Below are 24,846 nucleotides of genomic sequence, written 5' to 3'. Positions count from 1 at the left end.
ACCGGCGGGACACGTTCACGGCCAGATCAGACGCAGCGCCCGGAGGACGTTCCCGCCCAGCACCTTGGTGATCTCCTCGTCGGTGAACCCGTCCCGCACCAGCCACGCGGCGATATTGTGGAAGGACTCGCTGGGGTTCTCGAGCCCGTCGACGTAGGGCACCCGGTCGGGCACGGGCGCGCCGGACCGGGGCTCGGTCGCCAGCAGCCCGGCGAACGTGGTGTGCAGCCCGACGTGGTCCCCGTAGAGGGTGTCCGGGCCGAACCCGACCGCGTCGATGCCGACCAGGTCCAGGCAGTACCGGAAGTGGTCCATCACCGAGGCGATCGAGTGCCGGGGGTGGGCGTGGGAGACGGTGGTGTGCGGCGCGGCCGACATGCCGATCACCCCGCCGGTGTCGGCGACCGCGCACAGCACGTCATCACCCTTGAGCCGCGGGATGTCCCAGACGGCGCGGGCGCCGGCGTGGGTGATGAACACCGGTGCCTCGGACGCGGCGCACGCGTCGATGCCGGTCCGGTCGGAGGAGTGCGAGACGTCGACGGCCAGCCCCAGCTGGTTCATCCGCCGGACGGCGCGCCGGCCGAGCGCGGTGAGCCCGCCGTCGACGACCTCGTTAAGCCCGGAGCCCAGCGCGTTGGAGTCCGAGTAGGCGATGCCGATCTGCCGGATGCCCAGCCCGAACAGGACGTCGAGCTTGTCCAGGTCGTTGCCGATCGGGGTGGCCGCCTCCAGCCCGAACACCAGCCCGACCCCGCCGGCGGCGTGGGTCGCCTCGATGTCGGCGACGGTGCGGATGACGCCGACGCCCTCGGAGTGGGCGAGGTCGGCCAGCCGCATGCCGAGGTCGACCACCACGTCGTCCCACTGCCACGGCGCGTTGCCGGTCACGCAGGCGGTGCCGTCCATCATGTTGTCGAAGACGACGGTCAGGCCGGAGTCGCGCAGCCCGGTGAAGGCGGTGTGCTGCCGACCGGTGCGGTTGTAGCGCGGGGTGTCGGCCATGTCAGCGGGGAAGAGCACCGGGTGGTCGTGCAGGCTGATCGTGACGTTCTCGGCGAGCAGGCGTTCGGCCCGCTCCACCTGCTCGATGGTGAACCCGCCGTCGTACGGCGGGACCCGGCCGGACTCCGGGGCGAGCGGGACGACGGGCAGCCCCAGGTCGCCGGCCAGATAGTCGAACGAGCGGTACCCCGACTGGTGGTCATGGCTGGCGTACGTCATCGGGTGCCCTCCGTCGTGGTGGCGAGGCGGTCCCACAGCGCGGCCCAGGCCCGCATGCCCTCACCGATGCGGGAGATCCGCATGAACTCGTTGGGCGCGTGGTGCTTCTCGTCGGCGGTGGCGAAGGAGAAGAACAGCGTCTTGGCCCCCAGCGCCGACTCGAACAGCGTGGTGGCCGGCAGCGTGCCGGCGATGACCGCGAGCAGCACCGGGTGGCCGGGGTAGACCTCGGCCAGCGCGTCCCGGGCGGCGAGCACCGCGGGGTGGTCGGGCTCGATCCGGTAGGCCGGCACCCAACCGGGGTCGGCGCGTACCGCCACCTCCACCCCGGGGACGGCGAGCGCGGTGACGTGCGCGGTGATCGCGGCGACCACCCGCTCGGGGTCCTGCTGCCCGACCAGCCGGCAGGACACGTGCCCCACGGCCCGGTGCGGGATGACCGTGTACTTGCCGCCGGCGGTGATGCCGTTGACCTCCAGCGTGGGCCGCTCCCACAGCCGGGCCAGCGTCGAGTAGCCGGCCTCGCCGAACAGCTCCGGCACCCCGACCGCGACGCGGTACTCCTCGTCGTCGAACGGGACGGCGTCGATCTCCGCCCGCCGCTGCGGCGACAGCTCCGCGACCCCCTCGGCGAACCCGGGGACGGCCACCGATCCGTCGGCCGCGTGCAGCGAGGCGAGCACGGTGGCCAGCGCGTGCACCGGGTTGGCCACGGTGCCGCCGTAGCGACCGGAGTGCAGGTCCTCGGCGGCGCCGGTGACCTCGATGTCGAGGGCGACCAGGCCCTTGGAGGCGATGGAGATCGAGGGCTCACCCGGCCGCCACATGGCGCCGTCGGCGGAGATGACCAGGTCGGCGGCGAGCTCGTCGGCGTGCGCGCGCACGTAGCCGGGCAGGTGCGGGCTGCCGATCTCCTCCTCGCCTTCCAGCAGGAACTTCACGTTCAGCGGCAGCCCGCCGCGCTCGGCCAGCAGCGCCTCGGCCATGGCCAGCACCAGCAGCACCGGCCCCTTGTCGTCGGTGACGCCGCGGCCGCGCAGCACCGGCCCGTCGACGACCAGCTCGAACGGCGCCGTGTGCCACTCGGCGAGGTCGCCGGTGGGCTGGACGTCGTAGTGCCCGTAGACCAGCACCGTCGGCGCGCCGGGTGCACCGAGCCACTCGCCGCGCACCACCGGGAAGCCGTCGGTCTCCTCGACCCGCCCGGCCGCCCAGGACAGCCGGCCGGCCAGCCACTCCGCGGCGGCGCGCATCGTCTCCGGTGTCGCGCTGCGACTGTCGCTGGGGATGGCCACGTACTCGGTGAGCGCGGCCAGGAAGCCCGGCGGCAGGCTGTCGACCGGTGCGGTCATCGCAGGACCCCCTTCCACGCGCGGCGGGCCGCGGCGAGCGCCGCGGTCCGGGCCATCTCGTTGCCGACGACCATCAGGCCCTCGTCCACGCCCATCCCGGGCTTGGCCAGCACCTGGCTCGCCTCGCACGCCATCGCCACGTGCGCGGTGACCTGCGCGGAGCGGTCGGTCTCGTTGCAGGTGCCGCCGCAGTAGGCCTCCAGCCCCGCGGCCCGCACCAGCAGCAGCGCCTCGGCGGTGGCGGTCAGCGAGCCGAGGTCCGGCGTCTTCACGTGCACGACGTCGGCGGCCCGGGCGGCGGTGAAGGCGCGGACGTCGTCGAGGGTGTTGCACCACTCGTCGACGACGATCCGCACGCTGCTGCCCAGCCGGGCGAGCTCGGCGCGCAGCGCGACGTAGGTGTCCAGCTGGGCGGCGGTGCTGCCGGCGTCGATCGGGTGCTCGACGGCCAGCTCGTACGGCGCGCAGAGCTCCCCGAGTCCGGCCAGGTACGCCGCGACCGCGCGGACGTCGCCGCCGAAGGCCAGCCCTGGGGTGCCGTAGGTGTCCACGTGCAGCCGCGGGCGGTAGCCGCCGTCCGGGCGGAGCCTGTCGATCCGGGCGACCAGCCAGCGCAGGTACTGGGTCAGCCCCCAGCCCTCGGGCCCGAAGGCGGCCGGGGAGTTGAACAGCCCGTGCGGCAGGACGTCGACGCCCTTGAGGATCATCTTGTCCGCGCCTGCGTACCGGTCGTCGCCGGTCTGGGCGTACAGCGGGACGGGCAGCAGCGGAGCACCGGTGGCGTACTCGTCCCGGACGACCTCGGCCATCGTCACCCGCGCCGCGCGGGCGGCGGCGGCCAGCAGCGCCTGGCTGACCCCGTACCGGATCGCGGTGTGCAGCCGGACGTCGTCCTCCAGCTCCTCGGCGAGCGCTCGGAAGCCGGTCACCTCCCGGCCGACCAGGCCCGGCGCCACGAGCGCGGTCACCTCGCCGGCGGCGCGGTCGGCGGAGAACACCGGGTCGCGCCCGCCCGCGCCGCTGTACTGCACGGCCGCGCAGTCGCCGAACTCGACCGAGCCGTCGTCCAGCACCAGCAGCACCGACAGGGCCTCCCCCGGCTGGCGGACGGCGGTGAACCCGGGCGTCAGCGGCGCCCCGGTGTAGCCGAACCCGTCGTGCTCGGCACCGGCCCGGATGGCGGCCTGGTCGTCGGCGAAGAACCCGCCGCGGACCGGGACGGCGAGGACGTCGACGATCCGCGGCGGGGCCATCAGCCGGCCAGCATGGTCTTGATCGAGCGGCGCTCGTCCATCGCGGCGTAGCCCTCGGCGACCCGCTCCAGCGGCAGGGTCAGGTCGAACACCGGGCTGGGGTCGAGCCGGCCGCTGGTGACCCGGTCGATGAGGTCGGGCAGGTAGCGGCGCACCGGCGCGATGCCGGCACCCACGGTGAGGTGCGAGCGCACGATCGGGAAGAGCGGCAGCTCGGGCATCTGGTGCGGGATGCCGACGGCGCCGACGTGGCCGCCGGCCCGGGCCATGCCCAGCGCCATCTCCCACGACTCCGGGGTGCCGACGGCCTCGACGACGAAGGGCACGCCCCGGCCGCCGGTGAGCTCGCGGACCGCCGCGATGCCCTCCGCGCCGCGCTCGGCGACGACGTCGGTGGCGCCGAACGTGCGCCCGAGCGCGGTCCGGTCGGCGTGCCGGCTCATCAGGATCACCCGCTCCGCTCCCAGCACCTGCTTCGCGCCGAGCACCGCGCACAGCCCGACGGCACCGTCGCCGATGACCGCGACGGTCGAGCCCTCGGTCACCCCGGCGAGCACGGCGCCGTGCAGCCCGGTGGCCATCACGTCGGTCAGCGCGAGCAGGGCGGTCAGCCGGGCGTCGTCCACGCCGTCGACCCCGCCGGGGACGGCGACGAGCGTGCCGTCGGCCTGCGGCACCCGCACCGCCTCGCCCTGCCCGCCGTCGGCGCCCGGGGCGCCGAACGTGCCGCCGTTGTCGCACTTGCTCTGCAGGCCCTCGACGCAGGCCGGGCAGGTGTTGTCCGACCAGGTGAACGGGGCGATGACCAGGTCACCGGGGCGCACGCTGGTCACCTCGGCGCCCACGTCGGTGACGACGCCGAGGAACTCGTGGCCCTGCCGGCCACCGGCGGCGCGGTTCACGATGCCGCGGTAGGACCACAGGTCCGACCCGCAGATGCAGGAGCGCAGCACCTGCACGACGGCGTCCGTGGGCTCGGCGATGCTCGCGTCGGGGACGTCGTCGACGACGACGACGCCGGCACCCTGGTAGAGGGCAGCACGCATGGGGATCTCCTAGGGGTGGGTGGGCCGGGACGCGGCTGCGTGGGGAGGGAGGGACGCGGCGAAGGCGGCGAGCTCGTCGAGGTTGGCGACCTCGTTGACGCGACGGCCCTGCTCGATGTCGTGCACGATCTCGCCGATCTTGGAGAAGATCGGCCCGTCCAGGTCGCGCAGCATGCTGTCGATCTCGGTCTTCCGCTTCCGGACGACGAGGTCCCGGTAGATGCCGCTGTACTGCTTGGCGCTGCGCCGGTTGAAGGCGGCCAGCCGGTCCAGCGAGCCCTCGAGGTCGGCGGGGTCGAAGCCGTCGAAGCTCTCCACCGGCACCGGCGCCTGGGCGAGCACCTCGCGGGCCAGGGCCACCATCAGCGGCTGGTAGGCCGGCCGCTCCAGGCTCTCGGCGATGGTGAGGTCGGAGACCGCGCCGGCCCACAGCATCGCGCCGTAGGCCTCCTTGCCCCACAGGTAGCCGAGCACGTTGGCCGTCGGCTGGGCGTAGGGCAGCAGCTCGGCGAGCTCGCGCACCCGCGGGGTGATCTCCCCGCCGGCCAGCTCGCCGATGTGGAAGGCGGCGACGTTGCCCTGCACGATCCGACCCGGGCCGAGATAGTCCGCGCCGACGTTGATGAAGCTGGAGATGACGCGGTCGGCACCCAGCACGTCGACCAGGACGTCGGCGGTGAGCCCGTTCTGCACGGTGAGCACGTAGCCGTCCGGGGCGAGCCGGTCGCGCAGCAGCTCGGCGGCGGCCGGGGTGTGGTGGCTCTTGACCGCCACCACCGCCCGCTCGATGACGTCGGGCAGGCCGTCGGGGGTGACCGCGGGGACGCTCACGGTGAACTCGTCGACCGGGCCCTCGATGGACAGCCCGCGGGCGTTGATCGCGGCCACGTGCTCGGCGTCGACGTCGCAGAGCAGGACGTCGCCGCCGGCCCGGGCCACGTGCGCGCCCAGCGTCCCGCCGATCGCGCCGGCACCGATGACCACCAGGGGGCCGCTCACGCGGGGACGACTCGGTCGAGGAAGCCGCGCATCGTGGTCTGGAAGAGCTCGCGCTCCTCGTTCTGCGGCGAGTGCCCGGACTCCTCGAACACCACCAACTCGGCGTTGGGCAGCAGCGCGGCGATGGTCTCCGAGGAGCTGACCGGGGTGACCCAGTCGTGCCGGCCGACGGTGACCAGGGTCGGTGCGGTCACCGCGGGCAGGTCGGCCTTGAGGTCGTAGCTGCCCCAGTTGTGCTGGAAGCACCAGTTGTGCGCCTCGTGCCGGTAGTACCCGGCCTCCACTGCGGCGGCGGACTTCTCCGGGTCGTAGTGCTTGTCGTAGAGCGGGATCAGCTCGGACCACAGCTGCTTGAGGTCCGCGTCGTCCCGGGTCTCTCCGTGCCAGTAGCGGTTGAACCGCTCCCAGTCGATCTCCACCCGGTCCTGGTTGCGGGCGTTCTCGAACGCCAGCTCCAGGTTGCTGCCGTCGGCGGAGGTATCGCGCAGCACCATCGCCTGCACCCGGCCGGGGTACCGGACGGCGTACTCGAGGGCGATGAAGCCGCCGTAGGAACCGCCGGCCACCGCGATCTGCTCGGCACCGGTCCACTCGCGCAGGCCCTCGACGTCGGCCGCCCACTGCTCGTGGGAGTAGGGCCCGATGCCCTCGCTGGTGCCGCAGCCGCGGGCGTCGAAGACGACGACCCGGAAGCGGTCGGCCAGCGGGCCGAAGGTGGAGCGGGGCTCGGCCAGCGAGCCGATGCCGCCGCCGCCGTGGTGGGCGATGAGCACCGGCCCGTCCTCGGGGCCGGACACCTCGACGGTGAGCCGGGCGCCGTTGATGGTCAGGTCCATGCGTGCTCCTCTGCAGGTGCCAGACCGGCGGTCCAGCGGGTGATGACGTCGTCGAGCACCGGCAGTGGCAGCGCGCCGCCGCCGAGGACGGCGCCGTGGAAGCCGACGAGGTCGAAGCGGTCGCCGAGGGCGGCGGTGGCGCGCTCGCGGAGCCGGACGATCTCGCGCTTGCCGATCACGTAGGCCAGCGCCTGGCCCGGCCAGCAGATGTAGCGGTCGACCTCGCTGACCACGTTGTCGCGGGTGGTCGCGGTGTTGTCGAGCATGAACTGCACGGCCTGCTCGCGGGACCAGCCGAAGGCGTGCATCCCGGTGTCGACGACCAGCCGGCAGGCCCGCAGCGAGGCGAACGACAGCATGCCCAGGAGCGCGACGTCGTCGCTGTAGAGCCCCATCTCCTCGGCCAGGGACTCCGCGTACAGCCCCCAGCCCTCGTTGAAGCTGCACGCCTCGACGTCGAGGTGCTGGCGGTAGCGGGGCAGGTCGAGGGTCTGCGCGGTGGCCAGCTGCAGGTGGTGCCCGGGCACCGACTCGTGGAAGGCCAGCGCCTCGTACTCGAACCGGAAGCGCTCGGTGGGGTCGGTGGCCTGCAGCACGTGCGCGCCGGGCCGGCTGCCGTCGACCGCGGGCGGGCGGTAGTAGGCCATCGCCGCGCCCGCGGCGTCGACCGGGTCGATCTGCTCGATCACGCACGCCGGGATGTCGAAGTGCGGGAACCAGTCGTCCTGCACGGCCTGCGCGCGCTGCAGCGCTCGCTCGGCGACCTCGACGATCTGCGCGCTGGTCTCGAACCGCAGCGCGGGGTCGGCGCGCAGCCGCTCGGCGATCTCGGGGAAGGTGTTCACGCCCAGCGCCCGGGCGCCGATCTCCAGCCAGCGCGGGCGCAGCTCGGCCAGGGTGTCCAGGCCGATCTGGTGCACCTGCGCCGGGGTCAGGTCGGTGGTGGTGTGCCGGGCGACCGCGTCGACGTAGGCCGCTTCTCCGCCGGGGACGTTGCTGATCCCGACGGCATCGTCGGGCCGGGCGCCGGGCAGCAGGTCGCGCAGCTGGTCGGCCAGCACGGTCATCGCCGGGCGCACCTCGGTGCGGATCGTCTCCCGGGCGCGCTCGCGCAGCGCCGGGTCGGCCGTGGCCGTGGGGGCGAGCAGCGCGTCGTCGTCCAGGTCCCGGGCGAGGTGGCCGGTCAGCTGGCCGATCGCGTGCTGGATGCCGAGTGCGGTGGAGACCCGGCCGGCCGCGGCCTCCTCGGCGTACCGCCGGGCGAGCGCGGTGAAGAAGGCGCCCAGCCCGGCCAGCCGGGACTCGTAGCGGGCGGCGGACTCCGCATCGGTGATCGTCATGGCCGGGACCGCCTGGAACACCAGGCCCTGTCGGCTGACGTAGCCCTTGGCCGAGGCGTTGGCCGCCCACAGCGCGTGAGCGGCGTCCCGCCCGGCACCGCGGGACAGCACGCTGAGCACCCCGAGGTCGACCCGGCCGGCGTCGTCGAGCTCCTCGGGGTCGATCGCGGCGATCTCCGCGTCGAGGGCGGCGAACTCCGCTGCGGTGGCCTCGCTGGCCGCCCGGCTGGGGTCACCGGCCAGGCCGTCGAAGTCGGTGATCCCGAGCAGCGTGGCGTTGTAGGGGTCGAACGTGTGCTGGATCCGGAAGTACCGCTCGCCGAGCTCGGCGAGCCTCGCTGCTGCCTGCGTCATGGTCCCCGTCCTGATCGGTCTAGAAGAGTGAGTGGCCGCCGTCGATGGACAGCGTCTGGCCGCTGACCCACCCGGCCGCGGGGACGGCGAAGAACAGCACCCCGCGGGCGATGTCGTCCGGCGTCCCGGTGGCCCGGACGGCGATCCGGTCCAGCAGCGCCTGCTGACCCTCGGGGCCGTAGCTCTCCCACTGCGCCTGGGTGGTGGGGTTGGACAGCACGAAGCCCGGCGCGATGCAGTTGACGGTGATGCCGTGCGGGCCCAGCTCGTGGGCCATCTGCCGGGTGAAGCCGATCTGCGCGGCCTTGGCCGAGGCGTAGGCCTGGATGCCGGTCAGGCTCACGCTGCGGCCGGCGCCGGAGGAGATGACCACGATCCGGCCGTACCCGCGGCGCTTCATCGTGCGGGCGGCGGCGCGGGTGCAGTTCATCGTCGTCCGCAGGTTCGCGTCGACCACGGCGTCCCAGGCGGCGTCGGTGAGCTCGTCGATCGGGACGTGCGTCTGCCCGGTGACGCCGCCGGCGTTGTTGACCAGCACGTCGACGTCGCCGACGGAGGCGAAGAACTCCTCCACCTCGGCGGTGACCGACAGGTCGACGGTGTCGCGGTCGACCTCGTGCACGGTGGCCCCGGCCCCGCGCAGCGTGCGGGCGATCGCCTGCCCGATGCCCTGCGCGGTGCCGGTGACCACGGCGACCTGCCCGTCCAGCTCACTCATCCCGGTCCTCCTCGTCGTCGTCCACGGACTCGTCGTCCTCGTCGGGCTCGGGCTCGGGCCCGGCGCGGAAGGCGCGGTGGATGACCACCGACTCCTCCCACTGCCGCATCCGGTCCAGCCCGGTGGCGCCGACCCGCTGGAAGACCCCCTCGACCAGCGCCTCGACCAGCACGACCAGCCCCGCGAAGGAGTCGAAGGGGACGCCGTCGACCGCGATCGGCAGGACGACGTCGGCGGTGTCGGCGGCCGGTGAGAGCTCCTCGTCGGTGATGACGATGACCGACGCGCCCTGCTGCTTGGCCAGCGCGGCCAGGCGCTTGGCCGGCAGCTCGTGGCGGCGCAGGTCGAACACGACTGCGACGGAGTCCCGGCCCATCGACAGGTAGCGGCCGATGTCGCGGCCCAGCGGCTCGCCGGCGAACTCGACACCGGGCACGAGCTGGTCCAGCTGCAGGGCCAGCACCTGCCCGACGAAGCGGGAGAAGTAGCCGCCGCTGACCACGATGCTGCGGGCCGGGGTGGCCAGCAGCGTGACCGCGGCGTCGAACTCGCTCGGCGGGACGGTCGCCGCCAGCCGCTCGACCAGCCCCAGCCGCTGGGTGATCGAGCGCTGGAACAGCGTGCCGTCACCCTCCCCGGTGAGCCGCCCGGACGCCCGGCTGAGCGGGGAGTTCAGCCGCTGGGTGACCTCCTCGCGCAGCCGCTCCTGGAACTCCGGGTAGCTGCCGATGCCGATCCGGGCCACCAGCCGCAGCACCGTGGGCGTGCTGGTGCCGGCGGTGCGGGCCAGCGTCGCCGCGCTGGCCAGCCCGGCGCTCGGGTAGTTGGCCAGCAGCGAGCGGGCCACCTTCTTCTCCGCCGGCGTCAGCTCGTCCATCCGGGCGAACACCTCGTCGCGGATGGGCGTCATGCGCTGTCCCCCATGTGCGCGGCCGTGCTCAGGTGTGGACCACGAGGCGTTCGCCGTCGTGGTAGGCGGCGAACATCGCCGGGGAGTTGTGCGCGACCACGATCGCGCCGTCGGCGCCGACCGCGATCAGCCCGCCGGTCGCCCCGCGCGGGGCGAGCTCGGCGGCCACCGTGCCGGTGATCGCCTCGGCCAGGCCGACGCCCAGGTAGCGCACCCGGGCGGCGACGTCGTGGGCGACCACGCCCTGGATGAACGCCTCGCCCTCACCGGTGCAGGAGATCGCGCCCACGCCGTCACGGGCGTACGTGCCGGCCCCGACGACCGGGGTGTCCCCGACCCGGCCCTCGCTCTGGTTGACCATGCCGCCGGTGGAGGTGGCCGCCGCGACCCGGCCGTGCACGTCGACGGCGACCGCGCCGACGGTGCCGTGCCGGGAGCCGGCGAGCAGACCCTCCTGCACCCGGCGCAGCTGCTGCTGCCGGGCAGGGGTGGTGAAGTGGTCGGGGGTGACCGTCCGCAGGCCCCAGTCGGCGATCCGCCCGGCGGTGGGTGCGATCAACAGCACCGCCGGGGTCTCCTCCAGGACCTTGCGCGCGGCGTGGACCGGGTTGCGGGCGAACTGCGAGGCCGCGATCGCCCCGGCCCGGCCGTCGCCGGTCATCACGCAGGCGTCGAGCTCGGCGGTGCCCTCGGAGGTCAGGGCGGCGCCGCGGCCGGCGTTGAACAGCGGGTCGTCCTCCAGTCGCTCGACGGTCGCGCAGACGGCGTCCAGCGCGCTCCCGCCGGCGGCGAGCACCGCCGCGCCGGCCTGGTACGCCGCGGTGAGCCCCTCGCTGTACGTGCCGGCCTCCTCCAGGGAGAGCTCCTCGACCCGGCCGCCGGCCCCGCCGTGCAGGACCAGGGCCCAGCCGGTGGATGCCGGGGCGACCTCGTACAGCTGTACGCCGCTCACCGGCCACCGGCCTGACGGGTGATGTAGTTGACGGCGACGAAGGAGCGGAAGACGGCGAGCAGGTCCTCACCGGAGATCGCCACGGTCCGCTCGGCCACCCGCTCGACGCCGCGCGCCCAGGTCGCCACCTCGGCCATGTCCCCGGTCTGCACGTCCAGCTCCAGGGTCGCCGGCCGGGTGATGCCCGGGGTGCCCACGGCGCCCCCGGCCACCCGGCGGGCGGCCTCCTCGGCGCCCTCCCGGATCAGCCGGCAGGACTCGGCCGGGTGCAGGTTGGCCGAACTGAACCGGGTGAGCGACTCCTTGGTCACCACGTGCACGCCGCCCGGCGCGAAGGTCGCGGTCTGCTCCCAGGTGACCGCGTCCCCGGAGAGGAAGGCGATCGGGACGCCGAAGTGCTCGGCGACCAGTGCGTTGATCCCGCTCTCGCCCACCTCGACGCCGTTGACCCGGGCCGCGGCGAAGACCTCGGGGTTGTAGGTGTGGCTGAGCGTGGAGGGCTGCCCGGAGATCGAGCCGTGGTAGCCGACGAAGAAGGCCGCGTCCACGGTCTCGTCCAGCCCCTGCATCATGTACATCGGCTTGTGCCGGCCGGCGATGTAGCTGGCGTTGCCGGCCACCGCCCGCGGGTCGAGGTTGGCCATGGTGCCGTGCGAGTCGTTGAGCACGACCTCGGTCGCGCCCCCGGCGATCGCGCCCTCGATGGCGGCGTTGACCTCGGCGAGCATCAGCTGGCAGCCCAGCTCGTAGCGGGCCCCGCCGCTGGGGCGGCACTGGTCCCAGTCGACGATGCCGGCGACGCCCTCCATGTCGAAGCTGATCCAGATCTTCATGCGCGCTCCTGCGGGGCGTTGGGGACGGGGATGGCGGCCAGCTCGTCGGCCTTGAGGCAGGCGCTGGAGTGCGCGGGGCCGATCGTGAGCAGTGGCGGGTCGTTCTCGCGGCAGATCTCGCTGGCCAGCGGGCAGCGCGGGTGGAACCGGCAGCCCGCGGGGACGTCGTAGGGGCTCGGCGGTTCGCCGTCGAGCTCGAAGCCGTCGTTGACGCTGGTCTCGGTCATCCGCGGGATGGAGTCGATCAGCGCCCGGGTGTAGGGGTGCCGCGGCGCGGAGAACAGCGCGCTCGTCTCGGCGACCTCGACGATCCGGCCCAGGTACATGACCGCCACCCGGTCCGCCAGGTGCTGCACGACGGCCAGGTTGTGGGCGATGAACAGGATGCTCAGGCCCAGCTCCGAGCGCAGCGTGGCGAACAGCTCGAGGATCGTGGCCTGCACGCTGACGTCCAGGGCCGACACCGGCTCGTCGGCGATGAGCACGTCGGGCCGGACGGCGAGCGCCCGGGCGATGGCCAGCCGCTGCCGCTGCCCGCCGGAGAACTGGCTGGGGTAGGCCCCGAGCACGTCCTCCTCCAGGCCGACCAGGTTCAGCAGCCGTACGCTCTCCGCCCGCACCTCCGACCGCGGCACGATCCTGTGCAGCAGCAGCAGCTCGCTGAGCATCTTGCCCACCGTGATGCGCGGGTTGAGCGAGGAGTACGGGTCCTGGAACACCATCTGGACCCGCCGCGAGGACTCCTTGTCCCGCCGGGCCGGCGCGGGCTGCCCGGCGACGGAGACCGCACCGCTGGTCGGGGTGGCGCTGCCGACCAGGATCTTGGCCAGCGTCGACTTGCCCGACCCCGACTCGCCCACCAGCGCGAGGATCTCCCCCGGGCGCAGGTGCAGGTCGATCCCGTCGAGGGCCTTGAGCGAGACCGAGGGCCCCGACGTGAGCCGGGACAGCCACGAGCTGTGCCCGCCGTAGCGCTTGGTCAGCGCGCTGACCCGCAGCACGGAGGGCTCCAGGCCGGGGTCCTGCACGGCCGTGCTCATGCCAGCACCTCGTCCAGCCGGTCGCTCTCGAAACAGGCGGCCAGGCGCCCGGGGGCCACCTCGGTCAGCGGGGGCACGGCCTCGGTGCAGTGATCGCGCACATAGCCGCAGCGCGGCGCGAACGGGCACCCGTGCGGCCGGTCGGAGACGTTGGGCGGGAAGCCGGGGATGGGCACCAGGGCCCGGTCGGGCCGGTCGAAGTCGGGCGCGGACTCCAGCAGGCCCCGGGTGTAGGGGTGGCGCGGCTGGCGGAAGGTGTCCTTGACCCGGCCGGACTCCACGATGTGCCCGGCGTACATGACGGCCAGCTCTGAACACGTCTGGTTCACCACGGCCAGGTCGTGGGTGACGAACACCAGCGAGGTGCCGGTGTCCTCGCACAACCGCTCCAGCAGCCGCAGCACCTGCAGCTGGACGGTGACGTCCAGGGCGGTGGTCGGCTCGTCGCACAGCAGCAGCCGTGGACCGCACGAGACGGCCATCGCGATCATGATCCGCTGGCGCAGCCCGCCGGAGAGCTCGTGCGGGTAGGCCCGTGCCCGGCGGGCGGGGTCGGGGATGCCGGTGCGGGCCATCATCTGCACGGCCAGCTCGCCGGCGGCCTTGGCCGACAGCCCCAGGTGCCGGCGCGGGCCCTCGGCGATCTGGTCACCGACCCGCATCACCGGGTTCAGCGCCGTCATCGGCTCCTGGAAGATCATCGCGATCTCCGGGCCCATCAGCGCCCGGCGCTTCTTCGCCGGCATCCCCAGCAGGTCGGCGCCGTTGTACTCGATGCCGCCGGAGAGCACCTCGACCGGCTTGGGCAGCAGCCCGGCGATCGCGCGCAGGGTCAGCGACTTGCCCGACCCGGACTCCCCGACGATGCCCATCCGCTGACCGGGGTCGACGTCGAAGGACACGCCCTCGACGATCTGCACCGTCCGTCCGCCGGAGCGGACGCCGACGGACAGGTCGTGCACGCGCAGCAGCGGGACGCCGGGCACCAGGCTCTGGTGCCCGCTGGCCGTGGCGCCGGTCGGCTGCGCCTGGTCGATCGACATGGTCACTTCCTCCGCTCCGGGGACAATTGGTCGGAGAGCCCGTCACCCAGCAGGGAGAGCCCCAGGCTGGTGACCACGACGGCGAGGCCCGGGATGGTGGCCTGCAGCCACTGGGTCGTGATGAACTCCTGGCCGTCGAGGATCATCGAGCCCCACTCGGCGGTCGGCGGGGCGATGCCCAGACCCAGGTAGCCCAGGGTGACGATCGCCAGGATGTCCATGACGATGTCGCTCATCGCGTAGATGAGGGCCTGGCTGAGCACGTTCGGCCCGATGTGCTTGACCAGGATCCGGGCGTGCGACATGCCGCCGAGCCGGGCGGCGACGACGTAGTCCTGCTTCTTGGCCACCAGCAGCTCGCCGCGCATGATCTTGGCGTAGGAGACCCAGGAGACCGCCGCGATCGCCAGGTAGATGCTGCTCTCCCCCGCGCCCAGGATGAACACCAGCGCGATGACCAGGACGTAGAACGGGAAGGCGAAGAAGACGTCGACGACCCGCATCACGACGGTGTCGAACCAGCCGCCGAAGTAGCCGGCCAGCGCGCCGAGGACCGACCCGATGACGAACGGGATGAGGACGGCGAGGAAGCCGATCCGCAGGTCGACGCGAGCACCCCACAGCAGCCGGGTGAGGACGTCGCGTCCGTACTTGTCCGTGCCCAGCCAGTGCGCCGAGCTCGGTGACTGCAGCGCCTGCGCCAGGTCCTGCTGGACGGGGTCGTAGGGCGTCAGCCAGGGCGCGAGCACGGCGGCGAGGACCAGCAGGCCGACGATCACCAGCCCGGCCATCAGGGTGCCGTTGCGGTACCAGGCGCGCAGCGAGCGGGACCGGGCCGGCCGGCGCATCGCCTTGGTCGCGGTCGCGACCGCGACGGTGGTCATGCGCGCTCCTTGCTGGAGAGGTCGACCCGCGGGTCGATGGCGGTGTAGACGACGTCGGTGAGGATGCCGACGACGATCACGAACAGGGCCACGAAGAGGGCCACCGCCTGGATGGTCGGGAAGTCGCGGGTGAAGATCGCGTTGATCATCAGCGAGCCCAGGCCCGGGATGGCGAACACCTTCTCGATGACCAGCGAGCCGCCGACGAGGTAGCCGAGGTTGACGCCGATGATCGACACGGTCGGGATGGCGGCGTTGCGCAGCACGTGGCCGCGGAACAGCGCGATGCCGGCGGCGCCCTTGGACCGCGCCGTCCCCACGTAGTCCGAGCCGAGCACGTTGATCGTGGAGGCGCGGAGGCTGCGGATGGTTGTCGGGCACATGGCGATCGCCATGGTCAGCGCCGGCAGGAAGAGGTAGTAGGGGTGCTCGGCGGCGGTCATGCCGTAGCCGCCGACCGGGAAGGCGCGGGCCTTCACCCCCAGCAGCAGGATGAGCATGATGCCGACCCAGAACTGGGGCATCCCCTGGCCGAGCAGGGTGAACACCCGCACGACCATGTCCGGCAGCCGGCCGGGGGCCGAGGCGGCCAGCGCCGCCAGCGGGACGCTGATCACCAGCGACAGCACCAGGGCGAAGGCCAGCAGCGACAGGGTGATCGGGATGGCGTCGAGCACCAGCCCCGACACCGGCGCCTGGTAGGTCAGGCTCTCCCCCAGGTCGCCGGTGACCAGGCGCTTGAGGAAGAGGAAGTACTGGTCCCACAGCGGCTCGTCCAGGCCGAGCTGGGTGTTGAGCGCCGCCACACGCTCCGGGGTGGCCGACTGTCCGAGGATGGTCAACGCGGGGTTGCCGGGCAGCAGGTGGACCATGAAGAAGACCAGGATCGTGACCCCGAAGACCACCGGGACCGACTGGAGCAACCTGGCCGGGACGAACCGGAACCGGTCGAGCACGCGCACACCTCCTCACTCAGGGAGGGCCGGGGGTGGCGCCGCCGCTCGGCGACGCCACCCCCGGCCGGAGATCACGAGGTCTTGTAGACCCCGGCCAGCGGGTAGTTGCCGAGCGGCGTGACCTGGAAGCCCTGCACCTTCGTGCTCATGGCGTAGGCGTAGGGCGAGTAGTAGAGGTAGGCGGCGAAGCTGTCCTCCGCGACCTGGGCCTGCAGCTGCTCGTAGAGGTCGGCGCGCTTGGCGTCGTCGGTCTCGGTCTGCGCCTGCTTGTTCAGCGCGATGACGTCGGGGTTGTCGTAGTAGGTGTAGGCCGAGTGCGAGCCGCCCTCGGGGTCCACCGCGAACGACGTCCACTGGTCGGGGTCCGGGATGTCCATCGTCCAGCCGCTGATGATCATGTCGAAGTCACCGGCGTTGCGGGCCTGCTTGACCGCGGTCGGGTCGAGGGTCTTGATCTCCAGGTCGATCCCGATCTCCTTGAGCTGCGCCTGCATGATCTGGGAGACCGAGGCCTGGTTCGGGTCACCGGCGTTGATCAGGATGCTGGTGGCGAACCCGTTGGGCTGCGAGGACTGGGCGAGCTCGGCCTTGGCCTTGTCCAGGTCCAGCTGCGGGGCCTCGGGGTTGGCGGCGTAGAACGGCGTCCCCGGGGAGAGCAGGGAGTCCGCGGCCTGGCCGTTGCCGTAGAGGACGGTCTTGACCATCGACTCGCGGTCGATGGCGTAGCTGATCGCCCGGCGCACGCGGACGTCCTCGAACGGCGTCTTCTGCTGGTTGAAGGCGACGTAGTCGATGCGGGTGGAGGGGAAGGCCGTGGCGGTGACGCCGGGGGCGGTCTTGAGCGACTCGAAGCTGGACCAGTCCGGGAACTCGTCGACGTCGACCTGACCACCCTGGACCTGCAGCTTGCGGGTGTTGGCGTCCGGGACGACGGTCCAGGTCACGCTGTCGAGGTAGGGGCCGGTCTCGCCCCAGTAGTCGGGGTTCTTGGTCAGCTTGAGGTACTGGCCCTTCTTCCACTCGTTCCAGAGGAAGGGGCCGGTGCCGACGGGCGCCTCGTAGAACTCCTCGACGGTCTTGCCGCCGTAGTCAGCCGGGATCACGCCGTTGCTGAACAGCGCGAGGTCGGCCAGCAGCGGGGCCCAGGCGTACTTGAGCGTGATGGTGACGGTCGAGTCGTCGGTGGCCTCGACGGTGTCGATGGCGGCGTTGATGAAGCCCCAGCCGTCGGCGCCGGTCTTGGTGTTCTCGTCGATCGAGAACTTCACGTCCTCGGCCGTCATCGGGGCGCCGGTGGAGAACTTGACGCCCTGCCGGAGCTTGATCGTGTAGGTGAGCTTGTCGTCGGAGACGGTGTAGTCCGTGGCCAGCAGCGGCGTGACCTCCGTGCCGTCCGCGCTGACGGTGAACAGCGGCTCCATGATCTGCTGCATGACGTAGATCGAGTTGTTGTCGAACGTCGTGGTCTTGTCCATCGCCAGGATGTCCGCGGCGCGGGCGATGGTGAGGTCGCCGCCCTCCACGGGGCCAGAGCCGGCCGCTGCGCCGCCGCTGGTGCTGGTGCTGCCACCGCCACAGGCGGTGAGCGCGACCGCGGCGGTCACCGCGATCCCTGCGGACCTCAATCGGGTTGCACGTGTCATGGACTGCCTCATCGTTCGGACCGCCGCAGCGGGTGGGTGGGGACTTCCAGGGACAGCGGAGCACCGGGTCGCCGTCCGGCCAGGGCGTGCTGAGGACCGGTCCGGACGGCGCGGGAGGTGCCGCGGGAGCCGTCGCGAGCGGCGCCCCTCGGCTGTAGTGATCATTACAGTAGGAGCCGGACATTACCCTGTTGTTACGTTTGGAAAGTGACCTGCGACACCCTTTCGTTGCCGGATCGCAACCTGCACCATGCGGTCATGGACCACCTGACCCTGACGCTGGACGACCTGCCCGGACCGCCCGTCGAGGTGCCGTACGCCTCGGCCACCGGGGTCGGGGAGGGCCCGCACCTCACCCTCGTCGCGGGCGTGCACGGCGCGGAGTACACCGGGATGGCCGCGCTGCTGCGGTTGATCGGCACGCTGGACACCACCCGGCTGCGGGGCCGGCTCACCGTGGTGCCGGTGCTCAACCAGCCCGCGTTCTGGAGCCGGACGCCGTTCGTCGTGCCGGAGGACGGGGTCAACCTCAACCGCAGCTTCCCCGGCGACCCGGCCGGCTCCTACACCGCAGCGCTGGCGCACGGGCTGTTCGAGGCGTTCATCCGGCCCGCCGACGTGCTGGTCGACCTGCACGCCGGCGACCTGCCCGAGGCACTCGAGCCGTTCTGCCTCTACGAGGAGTCGCCGGTGCAGGAGCAGGCCCGCGAACTCGCGCTGGTCTACGGCACCGGCCACGTGGTGCGGCAGACCCGGGCCGCGCGCACCGTAGGAGGCAGCACCAGCGCGGCGGCTGCCGACATCGGCGTCCCGGCGGTCACCGCGGAGATCGGGTCCAACGGCATCTGCGACCCGGCGTCCGTCGCCGGACACCTGCAGGGCGTGCTCAACGTGCTCGTGGCGCTGGGGATGCTGCCCGAGGAGCTCGCGGTGCCCGTGCCCGAGCCGGTCGAGCACGAGGGGTGGGTGTGGCTGCGCACCCCGGTCCGCGGCTTCTGGCAGGCGACGGTCGCCGTGGGTGCCGACGTGCGCACCGGCGACCTGCTGGGCGTGCTGCTGGACCCGTGGGGCGCCGAGCTGCACCGGGTGGTGGCCCCCGCCGACGGCGTCCCGCTGTTCCTCACCTCCAGCCCGGCGATGGAGGCCGACGGGCTGCTGCTCGGCCTCGCCCGCGCCTGAGAGGGTGCCGGTCATGCGCATCCGCCACGTGTCCCTCGTCGACGTGGCCGCCCGCCGGACGGTGCCCGATCAGCTGGTCGCCTGGGACGGCGACGTGCTCACGACCGTGGCGCCCGACGACGACGCCCCGCTGGAGGCCGGGGACGTCGACGGCCGCGGGCTGTTCGCGCTGCCCGGGCTCATCGACTGCCACGTGCACGTGACGTCACTGTCGGCCGACGAGTGGGCCGACTCCGGGCACCCGGCCAGCTACGTGGCCGCGCACGCCACCCGGGCACTGGCGGCGATGGTGCGGCGGGGCTTCACCACCGCCCGGGACGCCGGCGGGGCCGACGCCGGGCTGGCCCGCGCGCTGGACGAGGGCGTGCTGACCGGACCGCGGCTGCAGACCTGCGGCAAGGCGCTGTCCCAGACCGGCGGGCACGCCGACCTGCGGCCGCGCGGGCGGGAGCAGTGGGACCCGCACCCCGACGTGCCGGGCATCGGCCGGATCGTCGACGGCGCGGACGACGTGGCGCGGGCGGTGCGGGAGCAGGGCCGGCGCGGGGCGAGCTTCGTGAAGCTGATGCTGTCCGGTGGGGTCACCAGCCCGGCCGACTCGGTGGACGGCGTGCAGTTCTCCGAGGCCGAGATCCGGGCTGCGGTCGAGGAGGCCGACCGACTGGGCCTGTACTGCGCCGGGCACGCCTATGCCGGTGCTGCGGTGCAGCGGGCAGTGCGGCTCGGGGTGCGCACCATCGAGCACGGCAACCTGATCGAGGCCGCCGACGCCGAGCTGATGGCGGCGGCCGGCACGTACCTGGTGCCGACGCTGAGCGCCTACGCGGTGCTCGCCGAGCGCGGGCCGGAGTTTGGCCTGCCGGCCGACAGCATGGCGAAGCTGGCCGCGGTCGCCGACCGGGGCGCGGAGGCGGTGCGCACCGCCGCCGCGGCCGGGGTGCGGATCGCGCTGGGCACCGACCTGCTCGGCCCGATGGCCGCCGAGCAGAACCGCGAGTTCACCCTGCGGGCGGCGGTGCAGGACTCGTGGGACGTGCTGGCCAGCGCCACCCTGGTCGGTGCGGACCTGTTGGGCGCGACCGGCCGGCTGGGCGTGCTGGCGCCGGGTGCGGGCGCCGACCTCCTGCTCTGCCGTACCGACCCGTCCCTCGACGTCCGAGTGCTGTCGCGGCCGGAGGAGACGCTGGCGATGGTCGTCAGCCGCGGCCAGGTGGTCGTCGGCTGACGGGCGATCCGGTTCCGCCTCCCCGCGCGTCGCCGGCCGGTGCCGTGGCGGGTCTGCCACGCTCGCCCGCACGCTCGAGCGGAGGTGCACCGATGACGCAGCTGACCGTCTCCCCCGGCACGCGCGCTGCGGCCGGGCCGGTGCTGGCGGTCGCCGGCGGGCTGGTCACCGGCGGGTTCGCGGCGTGGGCCTACTACGGCGACACCGTCCGGCCGCTGGCGCACGCCTTCGGGCTGTGGATCACCCTGCTCGCCCTGCTGAGCGCGCGGCGCCTGGTGCGAGAGGCGGTGCTGCGGTCGGTGTTGGCGCTGGCGGCCGCGGTGACGGCGTTCTACGTCGGCACGGACGTCACGTACGGGATCGAGTACCCGGGGGCCCCGTACTCGGTGGACCTGGAACAGCTCGTCCAGTGGCTGGTGCTGGCGGTGGTGGCCGGGTCGCTGCTCGGCTGGGCGTTCCACCCCATCGGCCGCCCCGGTCGAGTCGGCGCCCTGGCCACGGCGGCCGCCGTCGGCCTGCTCGCCGCGGACGCCTACCGCCGGAGCAGCAACTACCCCGAGGACGGCGCGGTGCTGGTCGGCTTCGCCGCGCTGGCCATCGCGGCGGTGCTGGCGGTCGCCGTGCGCTCACCCCGACAGCTCTCCGAGGTCGCGCTCTGGACCGTGCCCATGGCCGCCGCCGGCTGGGTGCTCGTCTCCGCGCCCGACCTCCTGGAGCAGCTCCTGATCACCGGCTCCTTCTGAGCCGACCGGACGCCGCTCCCGGCCGCCCCCGCACACCACGGTAAGAGCACGACGGCAGGAGGAAGGGGCTGGTCGGCCGGAGGAAGGGGCCGGTCGGCCGGACGGGACGACGACACGACGGCCAGGCGGCCAGGCGGCTGGCCGGCCCGGACGGCTGGGCGGCCAGGCCGACAGGACGGCTGGGCGACAGGACGGCTGGGCGGCTGGGCGGCTGGGCGACACGGTCGTCACGCGGGCGGAGCGGCACGACGATCGAGCAGCGCCGGCCGCCGAGCAGCGGACGTGCGGACGTGCGGACACGCGGCTGCACATCCGTAGGCGAGCCAGCCGTCAGGACAGCAGCGGCCCGATGAGGATCTCGGTGCCGTCGGGTCGCCAGGTGCGCCAGCGGTGACCCGGTGGTGCGCCGTCGTCGCGCTACACGCGGAACCCGTGGTGGACCTTCGTGTGATGCCGTTCGCAGAGCAACGCGGAGTTGTCCAGTGACGTCGCACCGTCGTTGATCCACTCGACGAGGTGGTGGACGTCGCACCAATGGGTCGGTGCGCCGCAGCCGGCGAACACGCAGTGCCCGTCCCGGTGCTCCACCGCCCGGCGCAGGTGCGGCGGCACCACCCGATGGGTGCGGCCCACGTCCAACGGCAGCCCGTCCGGCCCGAGCACGATCCGCGTCACCGTCGAGTCACACGCCACCCAGCGGGCCCGCGCGGCCGACAGCGTCGAGCCGAACCCGGTGCGGGCAGCGCCCTCGCCGGTCGAGGGGTCGACGAGGTCCTCCACGTCGACGGTGACCACCACGTGCGGCTTCACCGTCCGCAGCACCGGCAGGTTCCCCGAGGCGAGCTGGTTGTCCGCCAGCTGCACCAATGCATCCGCGTTCTGCTGGCTCCGGGTCCGGTCATCACCCTTCGGCCGGTCGGCCTGCACGAGCGACTCCACCGCCGTGGCGACCTTCTCCCCACCCACGGGGTCGAGGTGGCCGCCGAAGTCCCAGCCGTGCTCGGTCCTGGTCAGCCAGAACCGGCGGCCCTCGGTCGGGTCGGGCTCAGGCCCGTCCGGGTCCACACCGGCGGCGTACGTGGCCACGAACTCGGCCAGCTTCTCGTGCGTCTGCGTGGCCGCCACCAGCGCCACAGCGGCGTCGACCTCACCCAGGTCATGGCCCTGTGCCGCCGCCGATGCCAACCGCGAGGCCGTGAGCTTGCGGCCGATCTCGACCACCTTCGCCGCGGTCACCGACCCCTCGGACGCGGCAGCCGCCACCGCCGGCATCCGCTCGCCCACCCGGCCCGCGCGCACGAACCGCTCCGCGTCGCCCTTGGACAGCAGGCCATGCCCGATGAGCCAGGACTGCATCGACCTCAGGCCGTCACGCTCCGGCGCCTGGGTCAGCTCACACTTCCGCACTGTTCGGGCGATCTCCGCCGCGAGCTGGTTGTGCGCCTGCAGCAACGGCGTTAGACGATCCAGCAGCTGACCACCGAACGACGACGTCAGGTCCTCGGCGCCCAGGGCGTCCAGAGCCGACCGCAACTCGCTCACGCACACCTCCTCGGCTGCTCGAACACCCGTTCGAAGCATACCGCCGTTCGGAGCCCCGCTCACGACGAATCCGCAGGTCAACGACTCGTCCACAGATCGCGCAGCCCCCTTGACAGCGTCACGAGGCGACCGGCCGCCCGACGTCCCGCACCGCGCGGCAGACTCGCCCGGTGACGACCGACCCGGTGATCTGCTCGGCGAAGGGCTGCCGCGAACCGGCGGCCTTCCAGCTGATCTGGAACAACCCCAAGCTGCACACCCCCGACCGGGAGAAGGTCTGGGCCGCCTGCCCGGAGCACCGCGACCCGTTGTCCGACCACCTGTCCGTGCGCGGCTTCCTCCGTCGCGTCGACCCGGTGCAGCAGCCCGAGTAGGTTCGCCCGAGCACACGGGAGCCCGGGCGCGGGCTGAGATGGCGGACGACCCCCGCCGACCGTCCACACCTGATCCGGTTCGTACCGGCGGAGGGAGCTGCCCGATGCTCGCGGCGCGCTTTCACGGAGCCCACCAGCCACTCGCCCTGGACGACGTCCCGGTGCCCGACCCCGCCCCGGACGAGGTGCGCGTGCGGGTGCACGCCGCCGGCGTCTGCGGCACCGAGCTGCACTTCACCGACGGGCTCTACGCCCCCTCCCGGACGCCGATGACGCTGGGCCACGAAGCCGCCGGCGTGGTCGACGCCGTGGGGTCGGCCGTCACCGGCTGGACGCCCGGCGACCGGGTCGCCGTCTACTACTACCTGTTCTGCGGCAGCTGCCGCTGGTGCCTGCGCGGCCGGCAGAACCTGTGCCTGACCCCGCGCGGCGTGCTCGCCTTCGCCGCCGACGGCGCGTTCGCCGAGCAGCTCGTCGTCCCGGCGCACTGCCTGGTCCGGCTGCCCGACGAGGTGTCCTTCGACGCAGCCGCCCCGCTGTGCTGCGCCGGGACGACGGCGGTGCACGCGCTCACCGAGGCCGCGGTCGAACCCGGCGAGGTGGTCGTGGTGCTCGGCAGCGGCGGGGTCGGGCTGGCCGTCGTACAGGACGCGCACCGCCGCGGGGCGACCGTGATCGCGGTCAGCCGGGACGCCGCCCGCCGCGAGGCCGCACTGCGCTCCGGCGCCACCGCCGCGGTCTCCCCCGCCGACGCCGCTGCCGCGGTGACCCGGCTGTCCGGTGGCCAGGGCGCCGACGTGGTGGTGGAACTGGCCGGGGTGACGGCGACGCTGGAGCTGGCCACGGGCGTGCTCGGCCGGCGCGGACGGCTCGTGCTGGTCGGCTACAGCGCCGACTCGTTGACCGTCAGTCCGCTGGGCATGGTGGTCGCCGAGCAGCGGGTCATCGCCAGCGTCGGCAACACCCTGGCCGAGCTGGAGACCGCCGTCTCGCTCGCCGCGAGCGGTCAGCTGACCCCGCCCGTGGCCGCGACGATGCCGTTGTCCCAGGTCAACGATGCACTGGACCGGCTCAGGGCCGGCGACGTGACCGGGCGCCTGGTCCTGCACCCCTGACCCCGACGGGGGCCGTGCCAGGATCGGCCCCCGTGGCCAGACGCAACAGCAAGGCCGACCCCCTCCCCCGCGAGGTCGGCGTCCTGGCGATCGTGGCCTTCGTCGTCGCGCTCGGCTTCGGCGTCGTGGCCCCGGCCATCCCGCTGTTCGTCCGCGACTACGGCGTCGGGACGACGGCGGTCGGCTTCGCGATCAGCGCCTTCGCCTTCTTCCGCTTCCTGTCGGCGTTCGGGGGCGGCGCGCTGGTCGAGCGGCTCGGCGAGCGGGTGGTGCTCGCCGCCGGGCTCGCGATCGTCGCGGTGACCAGCGGGGCGGCGGGGCTGGCCGGCAACTTCCCGCTGTTCGTGGCCCTGCGCGCAGCCGGCGGCATCGGCAGCGCGATGTTCACCGTGGCGGCGCTGTCGCTGCTGCTGCGCACCGCGCCAGCGGCCCACCGCGGGCGGGCGGCGGCGACCTACCAGGGCGGCTTCATCCTCGGCGGCATCGCCGGCCCGGCCGCCGGCGGCTTCCTCGCCGAGATCTCCCCGCGGGTGCCGTTCTTCGTCTACGCGGCGTTCCTGCTGGTCGCCGGCAGCGTCGCGCTGGTGCTCCTGCGCCCCGCGGCCCTCCGCCCGGTGGACCCACCGGTGACGCCCGCGGTCGACCCGGGCGGCGGCGGTGAGCCCTCCACCGCAGCAGTGCCCCCACCCGGCACGGACGGCGGCGGGCTGCGCGTGGCGCTGCGGTCCCGGGCCTACCTGGCCGCCCTCGTGGCCAACCTCGGCGTGGGCTGGGTGCTGTTCGGGGTGCGCAACTCCCTGGTGCCGCTGTACGTGACCGAGGAGCTGGGCAAGACGGTCGCCTGGGCCGGCGCGGGCCTGCTGGCCGGCTCGGTGGCCCAGGCGCTCGGGCTGCTGCGCGCCGGGCGGCTGTCGGACAACTGGGGCCGCCGCCCGTCGCTGCTCGTGGGCACCGGGCTCGCGACCACGTCGATCGCCGTCCTGGTGCTGCCGCCGACCACCGCCGCCTTCCTGCTGGCGATGGCCGCGTTCGGGCTGGGCGCCTCGTTCCTGGCCAGCGTGCCCGCCGCAATCGTCGGCGACGTCAGCCCGGCCAGGGGCGGCAAGGCGGTCGCGGTGTTCCAGATGGTGGCCGACCTGGGCGCCGTCGCCGGCCCGCTGGCCGCCGGCTGGCTGACCGACACCTACTCGTTCCAGGTCGCCTTCGCCGTCAGCGCGGGCGTGCTCGGCCTCGGGTTCCTCGCCGCACTGAGCATGCCCCGCACCGTCACGCCCGCCTGACCGGC

General features: G+C 73.4%; 23 protein-coding genes. 6 read left to right on the top strand and 17 right to left on the bottom strand.

Going from position 1 to position 24,846, the window contains the following annotated elements; translation table 11 throughout:
• Nucleotides 1-15 precede the first annotated feature (15 nt).
• From GCU67_RS01200 to GCU67_RS01125, 16 genes are all read right to left on the bottom strand, one after another.
• Nucleotides 16-1,224: a dipeptidase gene (locus GCU67_RS01200; RefSeq protein ID WP_163609226.1), complete on the bottom strand. Its 1,209-nt coding sequence runs from the start codon at nt 1,222-1,224 to the stop codon at nt 16-18.
• Nucleotides 1,221-2,576 carry a M20/M25/M40 family metallo-hydrolase gene (locus tag GCU67_RS01195; protein ID WP_163609224.1) on the bottom strand — a complete coding sequence of 452 codons (1,356 nt, stop codon included), beginning with the start codon at nt 2,574-2,576 and terminating at the stop codon, nt 1,221-1,223. Before GCU67_RS01195 ends, GCU67_RS01200 begins: the two co-directional genes overlap by 4 nt.
• On the bottom strand, nt 2,573-3,829 hold the full coding sequence (locus GCU67_RS01190; protein WP_163609223.1) for a methylaspartate ammonia-lyase: 1,257 nt from the start codon (nt 3,827-3,829) through the stop codon (nt 2,573-2,575). The genes GCU67_RS01195 and GCU67_RS01190 overlap by 4 nt, the downstream gene beginning before the upstream one ends.
• Nucleotides 3,829-4,875 (bottom strand): zinc-binding dehydrogenase, encoded by a 1,047-nt coding sequence (locus GCU67_RS01185; RefSeq protein ID WP_163609221.1) that lies wholly within the window; start codon nt 4,873-4,875, stop codon nt 3,829-3,831. Before GCU67_RS01185 ends, GCU67_RS01190 begins: the two co-directional genes overlap by 1 nt.
• 9 nt (nt 4,876-4,884) lie before the next feature.
• Complete coding sequence (locus GCU67_RS01180; RefSeq protein WP_211660557.1) at nt 4,885-5,874, bottom strand: ketopantoate reductase family protein; 990 nt, start codon at nt 5,872-5,874, stop codon at nt 4,885-4,887.
• A complete protein-coding gene (locus GCU67_RS01175; RefSeq protein WP_163609219.1) occupies nt 5,871-6,710 on the bottom strand; it encodes an alpha/beta fold hydrolase in 840 nt (279 codons plus the stop codon). Before GCU67_RS01175 ends, GCU67_RS01180 begins: the two co-directional genes overlap by 4 nt.
• On the bottom strand, nt 6,701-8,404 hold the full coding sequence (locus GCU67_RS01170) for a DUF885 domain-containing protein (protein WP_163609217.1): 1,704 nt from the start codon (nt 8,402-8,404) through the stop codon (nt 6,701-6,703). The genes GCU67_RS01175 and GCU67_RS01170 overlap by 10 nt, the downstream gene beginning before the upstream one ends.
• A gap of 19 nt (nt 8,405-8,423) precedes the next feature.
• Nucleotides 8,424-9,122, bottom strand: coding sequence for an SDR family NAD(P)-dependent oxidoreductase (locus GCU67_RS01165; RefSeq protein ID WP_163609215.1), 699 nt, complete (start codon nt 9,120-9,122; stop codon nt 8,424-8,426).
• Nucleotides 9,115-10,032 carry a MurR/RpiR family transcriptional regulator gene (locus GCU67_RS01160; protein ID WP_163609213.1) on the bottom strand — a complete coding sequence of 306 codons (918 nt, stop codon included), beginning with the start codon at nt 10,030-10,032 and terminating at the stop codon, nt 9,115-9,117. Before GCU67_RS01160 ends, GCU67_RS01165 begins: the two co-directional genes overlap by 8 nt.
• 28 nt (nt 10,033-10,060) lie before the next feature.
• On the bottom strand, nt 10,061-10,984 hold the full coding sequence (locus GCU67_RS01155; RefSeq protein WP_163609211.1) for an isoaspartyl peptidase/L-asparaginase: 924 nt from the start codon (nt 10,982-10,984) through the stop codon (nt 10,061-10,063).
• Nucleotides 10,981-11,817, bottom strand: coding sequence for a M55 family metallopeptidase (locus GCU67_RS01150; RefSeq protein WP_163609209.1), 837 nt, complete (start codon nt 11,815-11,817; stop codon nt 10,981-10,983). The genes GCU67_RS01155 and GCU67_RS01150 overlap by 4 nt, the downstream gene beginning before the upstream one ends.
• On the bottom strand, nt 11,814-12,857 hold the full coding sequence (locus tag GCU67_RS01145; protein ID WP_163609207.1) for an ABC transporter ATP-binding protein: 1,044 nt from the start codon (nt 12,855-12,857) through the stop codon (nt 11,814-11,816). Before GCU67_RS01145 ends, GCU67_RS01150 begins: the two co-directional genes overlap by 4 nt.
• A complete protein-coding gene (locus GCU67_RS01140) occupies nt 12,854-13,900 on the bottom strand; it encodes an ABC transporter ATP-binding protein (protein ID WP_211660556.1) in 1,047 nt (348 codons plus the stop codon). The genes GCU67_RS01145 and GCU67_RS01140 overlap by 4 nt, the downstream gene beginning before the upstream one ends.
• Before the next feature lie 2 nt (nt 13,901-13,902).
• Complete coding sequence (locus GCU67_RS01135; RefSeq protein ID WP_163609205.1) at nt 13,903-14,784, bottom strand: ABC transporter permease; 882 nt, start codon at nt 14,782-14,784, stop codon at nt 13,903-13,905.
• Nucleotides 14,781-15,740, bottom strand: a complete 960-nt coding sequence (locus tag GCU67_RS22640; protein ID WP_163609203.1) for an ABC transporter permease subunit — start codon at nt 15,738-15,740, stop codon at nt 14,781-14,783. The genes GCU67_RS01135 and GCU67_RS22640 overlap by 4 nt, the downstream gene beginning before the upstream one ends.
• A gap of 71 nt (nt 15,741-15,811) precedes the next feature.
• Nucleotides 15,812-17,344: an ABC transporter substrate-binding protein gene (locus tag GCU67_RS01125; RefSeq protein WP_163609201.1), complete on the bottom strand. Its 1,533-nt coding sequence runs from the start codon at nt 17,342-17,344 to the stop codon at nt 15,812-15,814.
• Between the two features lie 297 nt (nt 17,345-17,641).
• Between GCU67_RS01125 and GCU67_RS01120 the strand changes: the two genes are divergently transcribed.
• The 3 genes from GCU67_RS01120 to GCU67_RS01110 all read left to right on the top strand — a co-directional run bounded on the left by GCU67_RS01120 (nt 17,642) and on the right by GCU67_RS01110 (nt 20,530).
• Nucleotides 17,642-18,562: a succinylglutamate desuccinylase/aspartoacylase family protein gene (locus GCU67_RS01120; RefSeq protein ID WP_163609199.1), complete on the top strand. Its 921-nt coding sequence runs from the start codon at nt 17,642-17,644 to the stop codon at nt 18,560-18,562.
• A 13-nt stretch (nt 18,563-18,575) separates the two neighbouring features.
• Complete coding sequence (locus GCU67_RS01115) at nt 18,576-19,787, top strand: metal-dependent hydrolase family protein (RefSeq protein ID WP_163609197.1); 1,212 nt, start codon at nt 18,576-18,578, stop codon at nt 19,785-19,787.
• Between the two features lie 92 nt (nt 19,788-19,879).
• Entirely contained in the window at nt 19,880-20,530 is a 651-nt protein-coding gene (locus tag GCU67_RS01110) for a DUF6518 family protein (RefSeq protein WP_163609195.1), read from the top strand.
• A gap of 417 nt (nt 20,531-20,947) precedes the next feature.
• Here the strand turns inward: GCU67_RS01110 and GCU67_RS01105 are convergent, their stop codons facing one another.
• Nucleotides 20,948-22,072: an HNH endonuclease signature motif containing protein gene (locus GCU67_RS01105; RefSeq protein WP_338104691.1), complete on the bottom strand. Its 1,125-nt coding sequence runs from the start codon at nt 22,070-22,072 to the stop codon at nt 20,948-20,950.
• Between the two features lie 170 nt (nt 22,073-22,242).
• On the opposite strand from GCU67_RS01105, the gene GCU67_RS01100 reads away from it, so the two are divergent.
• From GCU67_RS01100 to GCU67_RS01090, 3 genes are all read left to right on the top strand, one after another.
• Nucleotides 22,243-22,446 (top strand): hypothetical protein, encoded by a 204-nt coding sequence (locus GCU67_RS01100; protein WP_163609194.1) that lies wholly within the window; start codon nt 22,243-22,245, stop codon nt 22,444-22,446.
• A gap of 104 nt (nt 22,447-22,550) precedes the next feature.
• The gene (locus GCU67_RS01095) at nt 22,551-23,561 is read left to right on the top strand and encodes an alcohol dehydrogenase catalytic domain-containing protein (protein ID WP_163609192.1); all 1,011 of its coding nucleotides are present in this window, start codon (nt 22,551-22,553) and stop codon (nt 23,559-23,561) included.
• A gap of 32 nt (nt 23,562-23,593) precedes the next feature.
• Nucleotides 23,594-24,841, top strand: a complete 1,248-nt coding sequence (locus GCU67_RS01090) for an MFS transporter (RefSeq protein WP_163609190.1) — start codon at nt 23,594-23,596, stop codon at nt 24,839-24,841.
• The last annotated feature ends 5 nt before the right edge of the window (nt 24,842-24,846 follow it).

It is taken from the genome of Modestobacter muralis (assembly GCF_010682105.1).
Taxonomy (GTDB): Bacteria; Actinomycetota; Actinomycetes; order Mycobacteriales; family Geodermatophilaceae; genus Modestobacter; species Modestobacter muralis.
The sequence above is the reverse complement of the archived record's forward strand: the minus strand, read 5'-3'. Positions and strand labels throughout refer to the sequence as shown.

Bases quoted from the DNA above. Each gene is read 5' to 3' on its own strand.
- GCU67_RS01200 (WP_163609226.1), bottom strand. From the start codon at position 1,224: ATGACGTACGCCAGCCATGACCACCAGTCGGGGTACCGCTCGTTCGAC.
- GCU67_RS01195 (WP_163609224.1), bottom strand. From the start codon at position 2,576: ATGACCGCACCGGTCGACAGCCTGCCGCCGGGCTTCCTGGCCGCGCTC.
- GCU67_RS01190 (WP_163609223.1), bottom strand. From the start codon at position 3,829: ATGGCCCCGCCGCGGATCGTCGACGTCCTCGCCGTCCCGGTCCGCGGC.
- GCU67_RS01185 (WP_163609221.1), bottom strand. From the start codon at position 4,875: ATGCGTGCTGCCCTCTACCAGGGTGCCGGCGTCGTCGTCGTCGACGAC.
- GCU67_RS01175 (WP_163609219.1), bottom strand. From the start codon at position 6,710: ATGGACCTGACCATCAACGGCGCCCGGCTCACCGTCGAGGTGTCCGGC.
- GCU67_RS01170 (WP_163609217.1), bottom strand. From the start codon at position 8,404: ATGACGCAGGCAGCAGCGAGGCTCGCCGAGCTCGGCGAGCGGTACTTC.
- GCU67_RS01165 (WP_163609215.1), bottom strand. From the start codon at position 9,122: ATGAGTGAGCTGGACGGGCAGGTCGCCGTGGTCACCGGCACCGCGCAG.
- GCU67_RS01160 (WP_163609213.1), bottom strand. From the start codon at position 10,032: ATGACGCCCATCCGCGACGAGGTGTTCGCCCGGATGGACGAGCTGACG.
- GCU67_RS01150 (WP_163609209.1), bottom strand. From the start codon at position 11,817: ATGAAGATCTGGATCAGCTTCGACATGGAGGGCGTCGCCGGCATCGTC.
- GCU67_RS01145 (WP_163609207.1), bottom strand. From the start codon at position 12,857: ATGAGCACGGCCGTGCAGGACCCCGGCCTGGAGCCCTCCGTGCTGCGG.
- GCU67_RS01140 (WP_211660556.1), bottom strand. From the start codon at position 13,900: ATGTCGATCGACCAGGCGCAGCCGACCGGCGCCACGGCCAGCGGGCAC.
- GCU67_RS01135 (WP_163609205.1), bottom strand. From the start codon at position 14,784: ATGACCACCGTCGCGGTCGCGACCGCGACCAAGGCGATGCGCCGGCCG.
- GCU67_RS01120 (WP_163609199.1), top strand. From the start codon at position 17,642: ATGGACCACCTGACCCTGACGCTGGACGACCTGCCCGGACCGCCCGTC.
- GCU67_RS01115 (WP_163609197.1), top strand. From the start codon at position 18,576: ATGCGCATCCGCCACGTGTCCCTCGTCGACGTGGCCGCCCGCCGGACG.
- GCU67_RS01110 (WP_163609195.1), top strand. From the start codon at position 19,880: ATGACGCAGCTGACCGTCTCCCCCGGCACGCGCGCTGCGGCCGGGCCG.
- GCU67_RS01095 (WP_163609192.1), top strand. From the start codon at position 22,551: ATGCTCGCGGCGCGCTTTCACGGAGCCCACCAGCCACTCGCCCTGGAC.